This is a genomic window from Stenotrophomonas sp. 704A1 (assembly GCF_030549525.1).
Classification (GTDB): domain Bacteria; phylum Pseudomonadota; class Gammaproteobacteria; order Xanthomonadales; family Xanthomonadaceae; genus Stenotrophomonas; species Stenotrophomonas tuberculopleuritidis.
Genome location: NZ_CP130831.1, coordinates 3,264,449 through 3,276,787 on the forward strand (window position 1 = coordinate 3,264,449; position 12,339 = coordinate 3,276,787).

Here is a 12,339-nt window from a genome sequence, read left to right on the forward strand (position 1 = left end):
CCGGTAGCAACCGCAGCACCCCGACAGACCCGGCTTTTGCCGGGTCTGTCTTTTCCGGCGCCGGGCCGTGCCCTTGCGTCCGGCCATGACCTTCGACACCCTTGCAGTCCGGGCCAGCGGCGTATTGTTCGGCCCACGGCCGTCCCCCGGCCCTTCCCTGACTCACTCGGCCTGGAGGCCATTCAAGTGACCCGTACTCCCAAGATCGTGCTGCTGACCCTGGCCGTTTCGGCCGCGCTGGTCGGTTGCGGCAAGAACGAAACCCCGGCAAAGGATGCCACCGCCTCCACGCCGGCCGCGGCCGCCACCACCTATTCGCTGGACGAGAGCAAGCTGCCGGCCTACAACGCCTTCCACGCCAACGATCTGGACGCCAGCAAGGACGCCTGCACCGCCTTCGGTGACTACGTCAACGGCAAGTGGCTGGCCGCCAACGAAATTCCGGGCGACCGCACCAGCTGGGGCGCGTTCACCATCCTCGACGAGCGTTCGGTGGCCGTGCAGCACCAGCTGGTCGAGCAGGTGGCAAAGGTGAAGAGCCCGGACCACATTGAAAAGGTGGTCGGCGACCTGTGGGCCACCGGCATGGACGAAGCCAGGATCAATGCCCAGGGCATCGAGCCGCTGAAGGCCGACCTGGCCGCCATCGATGGCCTGCAGGACAAGGCCGCCATCGCCAACTACCTGCGCAGCAGCGCAGCCAAGGGCGAGAACGTGCTGTTCGGCTTCGGCGCCGAAGCCGACTTCAAGAACTCGGCCATGAACATGGCCTACGCCAGCCAGGGCGGCCTGGGCCTGCCCGATACCACCTACTACACCGACGCCAAGAACGCCGACAAGCTGAAGGCCTACCAGGCCCACGTGGCCAAGGTGCTGGAGCTGTCCGGCGTGGCCGCGGCCGATGCGGCCAAGCAGGCCGAGGACGTGGTCAAGTTCGAAACCCGCCTGGCCAAGGCGTCCAAGTCGAGCGAAGAACTGTCGCGCGATGTCTCGCTGTTCTACCACCCGGTCACCCTGGCCGAGGCCGATGCGCTGACCCCGAACTTCAGCTGGAGCGAGTTCTTCAAGTCGCAGAACGTCGCCGCGCCGGAGAAGTTCTCGCTGGCCATCCCGACCTTCCACCAGGAAGTGAGCAAGGCCCTGGCCGATACCGATCCGTCGATCTGGCGCGCCTATCTGCGCTTCCACACCGTCGATGGTGCCTCGCCCTACCTGGCCGATGCCTTCGTGCAGGAGAACTACGAGTTCTACGGCAAGACCCTGAACGGCCAGAAGGAACAGAAGCCGCGCTGGAAGCGCGTGCTGGGCACCATCGAAAGCGATGCCGGCGAAGCCTTCGGCCAGCTGTACGTGAAGGTGGCCTTCTCGCCGGAAGCCAAGGCGAAGATGGAAGACCTGGTGAAGAACCTGGCCGCATCGCTGAAGGAACGCATCCAGGGGCTGACCTGGATGAGCGATGAAACCAAGGCCAAGGCCATCGCCAAGTGGGAAACCTTCACCCCGAAGATCGGCTACCCGGACAAGTGGCGCGACTGGTCGGGCCTGCAGACCAACCGTGACAGCTACCTGGGCAACGTGCGCGCGGCCACCGCGTTCAATTACCAGTACAACCTGTCCAAGATCGGCAAGCCGGTGGACAAGTCCGAGTGGGGCATGACCCCGCAGACGGTCAACGCCTATTACAACCCGCTGCAGAACGAGATCGTGTTCCCGGCCGCCATCCTGCAGCCGCCGTTCTTCGACCCGAAGGCCGACGACGCACTGAACTACGGCGGCATCGGCGCGGTCATCGGCCACGAAATGACCCACGGTTACGACGACCAGGGCAGCCGCTTCGGGCCGACCGGCAACTTCGAGAACTGGTGGACCGAAGCCGATTCGAAGAACTTCGCAGGGCTGACCGGCAAGCTGGTCAAGCAGTTCGACCAGTACAAGGTGGACGGCCAGGCGGTGAACGGCAAGCTGACCCTGGGCGAGAACATCGCCGACCTGGGTGGCCTGGCCACCGCCTACGACGCGCTGCAGAAGGCCTCGGCCGGCAAGGAAGACGCGAAGATCGACGGCCTCACCCGCGACCAGCGCTTCTTCTTCAACTGGGCCACCGTGTGGCGCACCAAGTACACCCCGGAAAACGCCAAGGTCCGCCTGGCCACCGACCCGCATGCACCGGCGCAGTTCCGTGCCATGGGCGCGCCGTCGAACCTGCCGACCTTCGCCGCCGCGTTCCAGTGCAAGGCCGGTTCGCCGATGGCCCGCAGCGGCGATCAGCAGGTCGTGATCTGGTAAGTCCTGCCTGAACTACCGTTTCACCAGCGAAGGCCCGGGAATCCCGGGCCTTCGCGCTTGCAGCGCCCACGCCGTCATCCCCGGTAGCGCCGGGCCATGCCCGGCGGATCCCACGTGATGCATGCATGCCGTCATTCCCGGTAGCGCCGGGCCATGCCCGGCGGATCCCGCGTGATGCATGCATGCCGTCATCCCCGGTAGCGCCGGGCCATGCCCGGCGGATCCCACACGATGCATGCATGCCGTCATTCCCGGTAGCGCCGGGCCATGCCCGGCGGATCCCACGCGATGCACGCACGCCGTCATCCCCGGTAGCGCCGGGCCATGCCCGGCGGATCCCGCGTGATGCATGCATGCCGCGCCCATGCACGGCTTGCTATAGTTCGCCCGCCCTCAATCCATCACGGATTCGTTCCACATGCCCAACTTCCGTCCGCTTGCCGTCGCCCTGGGCATCAGCCTGGCGACCCTGGTCCCGACCCACGATGCGTTTGCCGCCAAGAAGAAGGCCGCGCGCGCCCCGGCCGTCAGCGCCCAGTGCAGCGACTTCTACGACGCCACCAACGCCGGCTGGCTGAAGGCCAATCCGGTGCCGCAGACCGGCGCCGCCACCGCGCTGGGCCAGCTGGTCGAGCGCAGCCGCCAGCAGCAGCGCGAACTGCTGGATGCCTCGATGAAGGCCCCGCAGGGCAACGTGCAGAAGCTGCTGGGCGACTTCTGGGCCAGCGGCCTGGACGAAGCGGCAGTGGAGGCCGATGGCTCCAATCCGATCGCGCCGCTGCTGACCCGCATCAATGCGATCAAGAAGGCCAAGGATGTGCCGGCCTCGATCGCCGCGCTGCACCAGGTCGGCATCCCGGTCGCCTTCAACTTCGGTCCGGATGTCGACCTGAAGGCACTCGACCGCCATATCGGCTACTTCATGCAGGGCGGCATGGGCCTGCCCGATCCGGCCTTCTACACCCGCACCGATGCCGACACCGTTGCGCTGATGGGTCGCTACCGCAACTACGTCAAGCAGATCCTGGCACTGACCGGCACCCCGGCGGCCAAGCTGGATGCCGAATCGCAGGCGGTGATCGCGCTGGAGACCGAGCTGGCCCGCAATGCGCAGTCGCTGGCCGGCATCAACAACCCGTTCAACAACTACGCCCCGATCTCCACCAAGGACCTCAACAGCCGCTATCGCAACCTGCAGCTGGATGCGTTCCTGAAGGCACAGGGTGTCAACGACGACCTGGTCTCGCTGGCCGATCCGGCGCTGTTCAAGCAGCTCGATGGCATGGTCACCAAGCTCAAGCCCGACCAGTGGAAGGCGTACCTGCGCTGGCGGGTGGGTGACTCGATGGCGCCGTACCTGTCCAAGGCCTACCGCGACGCCGAGTTCGAGTTCCGCGGCCGTGTGCTGCGCGGTGAAACCCTGCCGCCGCCGCGTTGGGAAAGCGTGCTGGATGCCATCAACGTGGCCGCTGGCCCGATGGTCGGCCGCGAGTACGCCGCCCGTCACCTGTCGGCCGAAGACCGCCGCCAGGCGGCGTGGATCGTCGACAAGGTGCGCGAAGTGCAGATCGAGGCGGTCAAGAACAGCAGCTGGATGAGCGCAGAGGCCAAGACCGAAGCGCAGGCCAAGCTGGCCGCGCTGAAGATCGAGATCGGCACGCCGCTGCGCGACCTGGATTACAGCGTGCAGCCGATGGGCCGTGGCTCGTTCGGCGGCAACATGCTGATCGCCTCGACCTGGCGCCACCGCGAGGAAATGAAGCGCATCGGCAAGGGCAATGCCGATCGTCGCTGGGACGTGCTGCCGCAGCAGCCGTCGCTGGCCTACGACCTGGCGCAGAACCGGCTGATCGTCACTGCAGCAATCCTGCAGGGCCCGGTGTTCAACGCCAAGGCCGACGCCGCTGACAAGTTCGGCAGCTTCGGTGGCCTGGTCGGCCATGAACTGACCCGCGCGATCGATGCCAAGGGCGCGCTGGTGGATGCCAAGGGCGAACTGCGCAGCTGGTGGACGCCGGCCGACAAGACCGCCTGGACCCTGCTGGGCACCCGCGTGGCCACCCAGTACGGCGCCTACGAGTTCCCGGGGGTCAAGGGCGCCAAGGTCAACGGCACGCTCACCCAGGAAGAGAACCTGGCCGACATCGCCGGCCTGGAACTGGCCTGGGCCGCTTACACCGCGCAGGAACCGAAGGCGAAGCCGGCGCAGCAGCAGGGCTTCTTCCGCGCCTGGGCCGCGCTGTGGCCGCAGCAGCTGTCGCCGAACGAGGCCGCACGCCGGCTGACCGCCGACATCCGTGCTCCGGGTCGCTGGCGCACCAACGGCCCGCTGTCGAATCTGCCGTCCTTCGGCGCCAGCTTCAGCTGCAAGCCGGGCCAGCCGATGCAGCGCACCGACGCGGAACAGATCAAGGTCTGGCGCTGAGGTTCACGCCGGAGCGGTCATGGAAAGGGCGCCTTCATGGCGCCCTTTTCTGTTGGCGTCGCATCCACGCTTGGCGTGGATCCACCCCGGCACATCGCTCCAGGCCATCCCGCGGCAGCGCTCATTCCGGCCGCAACCTCCCCCGGTAGTGCACGATCCGCCCCACCAGCGGCGCACCGATCTCCACGTCGAACACGAACTGCCCGTCCACCTCGCTCTCGAAACTGTTGTCTCCCGGCAGCAGGCAACGCGGCAACGGAATGCCCAGCAGTGACCAGCGCCGCGGTACCAGCTGCAGACGCCCGCCTTCGACCAGCAGCGCCAACGCCACCGACACCCTGCCAAAGCGCTCGACCAGCAGCGCCTCGTTGCGGCCCGTCCCTTCGGTCTGCAGCGACGAGAACCGGCGGCCGGCGAACGTGCGCGTCCAGCGTTCGCCCCCGGCTTCCGGCGCGAACTCGACGCTGACCGGCACGTCCTCGCCCGCTGCCGGAAAACCGAACACCTTCCCCAGCAGCCGCGACAGCAACCCGCTACCACGTTCAACCGATGCAATGCCGCTCCAGCGCTGGGCTGCAGACGGCGCGTGCAGCGCCTGCACGCAGGCCGGCAATCGTGCGTAGGCATCGCCCAGCACGCGCTGGTACAGGCTGGCGCCGGGCATGTCGCGGCGGAACCCGGTGACGATGGTGCGGCCTTCGAACAGCCGGTCGTAGTCGCGCAACTCCAGCGCATGGGTCGCCGCGCGCGCGCCCGGCGCCGGGCGATCCCCGGCCAGCTGCCTGCGGATCACCGCTTCGATCGCCATCGACGGAATGTAGGGGCCGTCATCGGCTTCGGCCAGCAGATGCCAGCTCTGCTGCATCGGAACGCCATCGCGCACCCCGGTTGCGCGTACGATCATGCCGCCGCGATGCTCGCCGAATTTCATCAGGTTCAGCACCAGGTAGAACAGGCGCGAACAGGGCTCAAGCGACGGCAGCTTCAGATGCAGGCGTGCCTTGGCCAGCAGGTTCAGCACGCGATGCAGCACTTCCGGCACCGGCCCTGCCCCCATCCAGATATCGGTCATCGTGGGATGTTCGGGGGGCAGTACCTGCAGGTCCGGCACCTCCACCAGCGAGAAATGCAGATTGCGCAGCGGCAACCGGCCGGGCACTGCGACGGTGAAGCGGCGGCTCTCGGCCAGGCCGATGCCATGCCCATCGCGACCGCCACGACGCAGCTTCACCGGCGAGCCGGCATAGCCCACCACCGCACGCATGACGTTCAGGCCGATGCCTGCATACGGCGACGGTGCAATGCCCCCTTCCACGCTGACGATGTCCATGTGCACGGCCATCTGCCGTAGCACGGCGGCGGTCAGCACCGGAAAACTGCTGACCCCGGACAGCACGTAGATGCCGGCTGCCCGGGCCTGGGCGTCATACCGGGATACCCCGGACACGAAGTCCGCCGCGTCGGCGAAATCCAGATAGTCGATGCCGGCCGCGATGCAGGCTTCGATTGCGCCATAGCGATGCGCTCCGTACGCCTGGAAGGGACCGGACGCTTCCACCACCAGATCCGGCCGCTCGGCCTGCAGGACCGGCGCCAGGCGCTGCCGGTCGACCTGCAACGGACGCAGCCTCGACGCCCCCTCGTAGCGGCTGCAGAAGGCCTGCGCGGCCGGCAGATGACGGCCTGCCACCAGCAGCTCCAGCTCGGCCAGATCGGCCAGCAGGTGCACCAGGCGCCCGCCGAACACACCATATCCCCCCAGCACCAGGATCTTCACGCCGCGTCCCTGTCGTGTCGTTGCCTGATGGTAGCGCGGCGCCGCCAGCTTCTGCAGTGCAGCACGATCCGGCATTAACACGCCCCATGCTATCGCTGCCGCTTCGTCCACTGCGGAGCGCTGCGATGGCTCACAAGAACACCATCTGCGTCTGGTACGACAACGGTGCGCTGGAGGCCGCCACGTTCTATGCCAAGACGTTCCCCGACAGCGAAGTAAGCGCAGTGCATCACGCGCCCGGCGACTACCCCGATGGCAAGCAGGGGGACGTGCTGACGGTCGAGTTCACCGTCTGCGGTATTCCCTGCGTCGGTCTCAACGGCGGTCCGGCGTTCACGCACAGCGAAGCGTTTTCGTTCCAGATCTCCACCGAAGACCAGGCCGAGACCGACCGCCTGTGGAATGCGATCGTCGACAACGGTGGGCAGGAAAGCCAATGCGGCTGGTGCAGGGATCGCTGGGGCGTGTCCTGGCAGATCACCCCACGCGTGCTGCTGGATGCGGTGACCGGCGCCGACAAGGCCGCGGCCAAGCGCGCCTTCACCGCGATGATGCCGATGAAGAAGATCGACATCGCCACCATCGAAGCGGCCATCCGCAACGGATGAGCCGCTGGGACGCGATCATCGTCGGCGGCGGCCACAACGGCCTGGTCTGTGCGGCCTACCTGGCCCGCGCCGGGAAGAAGGTACTGGTGCTGGAGCGCCGCGGCGTGCTCGGCGGTGCCGCGGTCACAGAGGAATTCCATCCGGGCTTCCGCAATTCGGTGGCCTCGTACACCGTGTCGCTGCTGCAGCCGAAAGTGATCGAGGACCTGCAACTGCATGCGCACGGGCTGCGCATCGTTGCGCGGCCGGTCAACAACTTCCTGCCCTTGCCTGACGACCGCTATCTGCTGGCGGCCCCGGGCCGCACCCAGGCCGAAGTGGCGAAGTTCTCCGCGCGCGATGCGCAGAGGCTGCCCGCCTATGAAGCCCGTCTTGAGATCTTCGCCGACGTGCTGCGCGCCTGGGCGCTGCGGGCGCCGCCCGATCTCGGCGTGGGCGGCGGCTGGCGTGCGCTGCCGGCGCTGTGGCAGATGGGCCGGCTGGGTCGCGAACTGGCTGTGCTTGACCCTGCATTGCGGCAGGAACTGCTGGACCTCTTCACCCTGTCGGCCGCCGAATACCTGGACCGCTGGTTCGAGAGCGAGCCGATCAAGGCCCTGTTTGGCTTCGACGGCATTGTCGGCAACTACGCCAGCCCGTACACACCCGGCAGCGCGTACGTGCTGCTGCACCACGTGTTCGGCCAGTGCAACGGGGTCAAGGGCGCGTGGGGCCACGCCATCGGTGGCATGGGTGCGATCAGCCAGGCCATTGCCGCATCCGCGCGCGAGGCCGGTGCCGAGCTGCGGGTGGATGCCGGCGTGCAGCGCCTGCAGGTTGAACAGGATCGCGTCGTGGGTGTGCAGCTTGCCGGCGGCGAGACGCTGCACGCGCGCAGCGTGGTCGCCAACGTCAATCCCAGGCTGCTCTACCAGCAGCTGCTGGAACCGGCACAGGTGCCGCAGCCAACGCGCGAGCGGATGGCGAACTGGCGCTGCGGCTCGGGCACGTTCCGGATGAACGTGGCACTGTCGCGGCTGCCGGATTTCCGCGCGCTGCCCGGTCCGGGTGACCACCTGGCTGCCGGCATCATCATGGCGCCCAGCCTGGACTACATGGACCGCGCCTGGCTGGATGCGCGCCGCGAGGGCTGGTCGCGCGAACCGATCGTGGAAATGCTGATCCCGAGCATGCTGGACGACTCGCTGGCGCCGCCCGGGCAGCATGTGGCCAGCCTGTTCTGCCAGCACGTGGCGCCGGTGCTGTCCGGCGGACGGCACTGGGATGATCACCGGGATGAGGTGGCCGACCTGATGATCGCCACCGTCGAACGCCATGCGCCCGGCTTCACCGACAGCGTGCTTGGCCGGCAGGTGCTGTCACCGCTGGACCTGGAGCGCACCTTCGGCCTGATCGGCGGCGATATCTTCCATGGCGCGCTCAGTGCCAACCAGCTGTTCTCGGCACGGCCGATGGTCGGCCAGGCCGGCTATCGCGGTGCCCTGCCCGGCCTGTACCTGTGCGGCTCGGGCACCCATCCCGGCGGCGGCGTCACCGGCGCGCCGGGCCACAATGCGGCGCAGGTGGTGCTGCAGGATCTGTAGAGGTGTGCCGGCCAACGGTCGGCACCTGCCGCGTCACAGATTCCCTCGGATCATTTGACGCTGCGCAGAGGGTTCGGGCGCTTCGGCGGGCCGGGCGGGCGACGCTTGTTGAACGGAGGCTGCCCACGCCAGTAGCGGATCAGCAACCAGCCGAACAGCATGCCGCCCAGATGGGCGAAGTGGGCCACGCCCGGCTGCCAGCCGGTCATGCCCAGCACCAGCTCGCCCACGCCGAACAGGATCACGAAGGTCCGCGCCTTCATCGGAATCGGCGGGAACAGCAGCATCACCCGCTGGTTCGGGAACAGCATGCCGTAGGCCAGCAGCAGGCCGAACACACCACCGGAGGCGCCCAGCACCGTGGCCGGATTCTCCAGCAGCGTGCCCACCAGCAGCTGGCAGACACCGGCACCGGCCACGCACACCAGGTAGTACAGCAGGAAGCGCTTCTCGCCCCAGGTCTGCTCCAGCGGCGCGCCGAACATGAAGACCGCCAGCATGTTGAAGAACAGGTGGCCGAAGCTGCCATGCAGGAAGCCATAGGTCAGCAGCTGCCACGGCTGGAAGTTGCCGCCGGGCGAGAACGCATCGAAGCCCTGCTGCAGCGGTTGCAGCATGAACGGCTCGAAGGTCTGCATGCCCAGCAGGAACGGCTGCTGCAGCAGGAACAGGATCGCGTTGGCGATCAGCAGGGCCTTGGTGACGGTTGGCAGTCGCGGGAACATGGGGACACCGGCATGGATCGGCCTCCATCATAGCCGCAGCACCATGTCTTGTTGGCGACCGGCCGCCGCAGCGCGTTCAGTCGCCGGCGGTGCTCAGCCCGGTCCCCACACCGCGGCATCCAGCGCCGCCTGCGGGTCCGCCGCCGGCATGCGTACCCGGCCGTTCTCCACCACCACGCCTTCGGCACGCAGCCGCTGCGACTGCTCACGCCAGCCGGCTGAGCCTTCCGCCATGGCGATGCGCCCGTCCGAGCGCAGCACGCGGTGCCAGGGCAAGGCGGGGTCGTCGTTCTGGCCGAGAATGCGCGCCGTCAGCCGTGCACGCCCCGGCAGGCCGGCGCGCATCGCCACCTGGCCATAGCCCATCACCTGCCCGGCTGGAATCGCGTGGATCACCGCCAGGATGCGTGCACGCGCCTGCTCCGGCGTCAGCGCCGCAGGCGCGTCACCAGCAGCACGCCGAGCAGGACCAGCACGGTGCCGGCGATCTGCGCCGGCCCCATCGGTTCGTCGAGCAGCCATAGGCTCATCACGATGGTGGAAACAGGCCCCAGCATACCGACCTGCGCGGCCAGCGACGAACCCACGCGCTGCACTGCCAGCATGATCGCCAGCACCGGCAGCACCGTGCACACCGTGGCGTTGGCCAGCGACAGCCACTGCACCGCAGCCGGCGCCTGCCACAACAGCGGCAGCGGATGGGTCACGGCGAAGTGCAGCAGCACCAGCACGCCGGCCACGCAGCTGGCGTAGGCGGTCAGCCGCACCGCACCGATGCGCGCGACCACCTGGCCGCTGCCGAACAGGTACAGCGCGTAGCTGAGCGCACTGCCCAGCACCAGCAGGCTGCCCAGGATGATCTGCCCGCCCTCGCGCTGCAGATCGTGGCCGAAGGCCAGCAGCACGCCCAGATAGCTCAGCAGCAGCGCGGCGATCTGCCAGCGTCCCGGGCGCTGGCGCGCCAGCAGTACATTGATCAGCAGCACCAGGGTCGGGTTCAGGTACAGGATCAACCGTTCCAGGGTCACGCTGATGTACTGCAGGCCCTGGAAGTCGAGCAGGCTGGACAGGTAGTAGCCGGTGAACCCCAGCCACACCACGCGGGCCCGGTCCGCCCAGCTCAGCGGTCCGGCACGGCGTGCGGCCCACAGCGCCATCAGGACGAACAGCGGCAGCGCCATCAGCATGCGCAGCGCGAGCAGCGTGGTGGCATCGACGCCGTGGCGCAGGCCGAGCTTGACGATGATCGCCTTGCCCGACGCGGCGACGGCGCCGATCGCGGCCAGGCCGATACCCCCCAGCGCAATGCGCGGGGAGGCGGTGGCGATACGGGGGACAGGGCTGGACATCAGGACGACGGCAGGCCGCACCGGGCGGCCCGGAAACGCATGGGGGGCGCCCATTGTCGCATGGGCACGCACGGTGCCCGACTTCCGCCTTCTGTAGCGTCGAGCCATGCTCGACTGCTTTCGCACGGCAGTCGAGCATGGCTCGACCCTACAACCGCAGGTCAGCGCATCAGCACCACTTCTTCGGCCGAGGTCGGGTGGATGGCAACGGTATCGTCGAACTGGGCCTTGGTCGCACCCATTTTCACCGCCACCGCGAAGCCCTGCAGGATCTCATCGGCCGCTTCACCCAGCAGATGGATGCCGACCACGCGCTCTTCGGGACCGGCGCAGACCATCTTGAACAGGCTGCGCTGGCTGCCGTTGGCCAGCGCCTGCAGCATCGGACGGAACCGGCTGTGGTAGACGCTCACCTGGTCGAAGCGTGCACGCGCCTCTTCTTCGCTCAGGCCCACCGCCCCCAGCGGCGGGTGCGAGAACACCACGCTGGCCACGTTCTCATAATCCATCTTCGACTGCGGGCGGCCACCGAACAGGCGGTCCATCAGCCGCCGCGATGCGGCCACCGCCACCGGGGTCAGGCCGACCTTGCCGGCAATGTCACCCACCGCATGCACGCTCGGCACGCTGGTGGTCTGCCATTCGTCCACCTGCACCTGCTGGTGCTCGCCGATGCCGATACCCAGCGCTTCCAGGCCCAGGTCACGGCTGTTGCCGCGGCGTCCGGTAGCGAAGAACACCGCATCGAACACGCTGTCGGCCGGGCCGTCATGGCCGAACGCACGCACGCGCTCGCCGTCGCGCTGCAGTTCGCGCAGCCGGTAGTCGAAATGGATCCGCACGCCCTGTTGCCTGAGATTCTCCGCCAGCCGGTCCGTGAGTTCGTAGTCGAAGCGCTCCAGCAGCCGCTGGCCGCGCACCAGCAGGCTCACCCTGCTGCCCAGCGCCTGCAGCAGGCCGGCCAGCTCCACCGCGATGTAGCCGCCGCCGATGATGGCGACGTCGGCCGGCGCGGCGCGCAGGTCGAAGAAATCGTCGGAGACCAGTCCCAGCTCCGCACCGGGGATATCCGGCCGCAACGGATGCGCACCGGTGGCGATCAGGATGTGCCCGGCGCTGTAGTGCACGCCATCGCTGCAGGCCACGGTGTGCGCGTCCAGCAGATGGCCACGCGCCGGAATGCGGACCACGCCGGTTTCATCCAGGCGCTTGTTGTAACTGCTGTGGATGTTGCTGATGTACGCCTGGCGGTGGATCACCAGTTCCTTCCACGACAGCGCCGGGCGCGCGGGCACATCGAACCCCATCGCGCTGGCCAGGCCGATGCGCTCATGCAGGTCGGCTGCCAGCCACATCGCCTTCTTCGGCACGCAGCCCACGTTGACACAGGTGCCCCCCAGTTCGCCGGGTTCGAGCAGCGCCACGCGCTTGCCGTACTGCGCGGCGCGGATGGCGCCCGCCAGGCCGGCGGAGCCGCCGCCGAGGACGATCAGGTCGTAGTCATGGGTCGCAGGAGTCATCGGAATCGCTCGGGTCGAAAAGGAAACAGGGTCGATCACGGGCATGCGGGCGCCGGACCACAAGAC

Annotated in this window: 9 protein-coding genes; 4 read left to right on the forward strand and 5 right to left on the reverse strand. The window is 67.9% G+C overall.

The window, feature by feature from the left end; all coding sequences use genetic code 11:
• Positions 1-186: 186 nt before the first annotated feature.
• Positions 187-2,286 (forward strand): M13 family metallopeptidase, encoded by a 2,100-nt coding sequence (locus Q5Z10_RS15280; protein WP_303636244.1) that lies wholly within the window; start codon positions 187-189, stop codon positions 2,284-2,286.
• Between the two features lie 418 nt (positions 2,287-2,704).
• Positions 2,705-4,711 carry a M13 family metallopeptidase gene (locus tag Q5Z10_RS15285; RefSeq protein ID WP_303636245.1) on the forward strand — a complete coding sequence of 669 codons (2,007 nt, stop codon included), beginning with the start codon at positions 2,705-2,707 and terminating at the stop codon, positions 4,709-4,711.
• A 121-nt stretch (positions 4,712-4,832) separates the two neighbouring features.
• On the opposite strand, the gene Q5Z10_RS15290 is transcribed toward Q5Z10_RS15285, so the two are convergent.
• A complete protein-coding gene (locus Q5Z10_RS15290; RefSeq protein ID WP_303636246.1) occupies positions 4,833-6,563 on the reverse strand; it encodes a saccharopine dehydrogenase family protein in 1,731 nt (576 codons plus the stop codon).
• Positions 6,564-6,613: 50 nt separating this feature from the next.
• Between Q5Z10_RS15290 and Q5Z10_RS15295 the strand changes: the two genes are divergently transcribed.
• Positions 6,614-7,096 (forward strand): VOC family protein, encoded by a 483-nt coding sequence (locus Q5Z10_RS15295; RefSeq protein WP_303636247.1) that lies wholly within the window; start codon positions 6,614-6,616, stop codon positions 7,094-7,096.
• The gene (locus Q5Z10_RS15300; protein WP_303636248.1) at positions 7,093-8,679 is read left to right on the forward strand and encodes a phytoene desaturase family protein; all 1,587 of its coding nucleotides are present in this window, start codon (positions 7,093-7,095) and stop codon (positions 8,677-8,679) included. The genes Q5Z10_RS15295 and Q5Z10_RS15300 overlap by 4 nt, the downstream gene beginning before the upstream one ends.
• Positions 8,680-8,729: 50 nt before the next feature.
• Here Q5Z10_RS15300 and Q5Z10_RS15305 read toward each other — a convergent pair whose 3' ends face one another.
• The 4 genes from Q5Z10_RS15305 to gorA form a co-directional block, all read right to left on the reverse strand.
• Positions 8,730-9,404 (reverse strand): rhomboid family intramembrane serine protease, encoded by a 675-nt coding sequence (locus Q5Z10_RS15305; RefSeq protein ID WP_303636249.1) that lies wholly within the window; start codon positions 9,402-9,404, stop codon positions 8,730-8,732.
• A 93-nt stretch (positions 9,405-9,497) separates the two neighbouring features.
• Positions 9,498-9,926, reverse strand: coding sequence for an MGMT family protein (locus tag Q5Z10_RS15310; protein WP_303636250.1), 429 nt, complete (start codon positions 9,924-9,926; stop codon positions 9,498-9,500).
• A complete protein-coding gene (locus Q5Z10_RS15315) occupies positions 9,833-10,753 on the reverse strand; it encodes a DMT family transporter (RefSeq protein WP_303636251.1) in 921 nt (306 codons plus the stop codon). The genes Q5Z10_RS15310 and Q5Z10_RS15315 overlap by 94 nt, the downstream gene beginning before the upstream one ends.
• Before the next feature lie 161 nt (positions 10,754-10,914).
• Positions 10,915-12,273 (reverse strand): glutathione-disulfide reductase, encoded by a 1,359-nt coding sequence (gorA, locus tag Q5Z10_RS15320; protein WP_303636252.1) that lies wholly within the window; start codon positions 12,271-12,273, stop codon positions 10,915-10,917.
• Positions 12,274-12,339 lie beyond the last annotated feature (66 nt).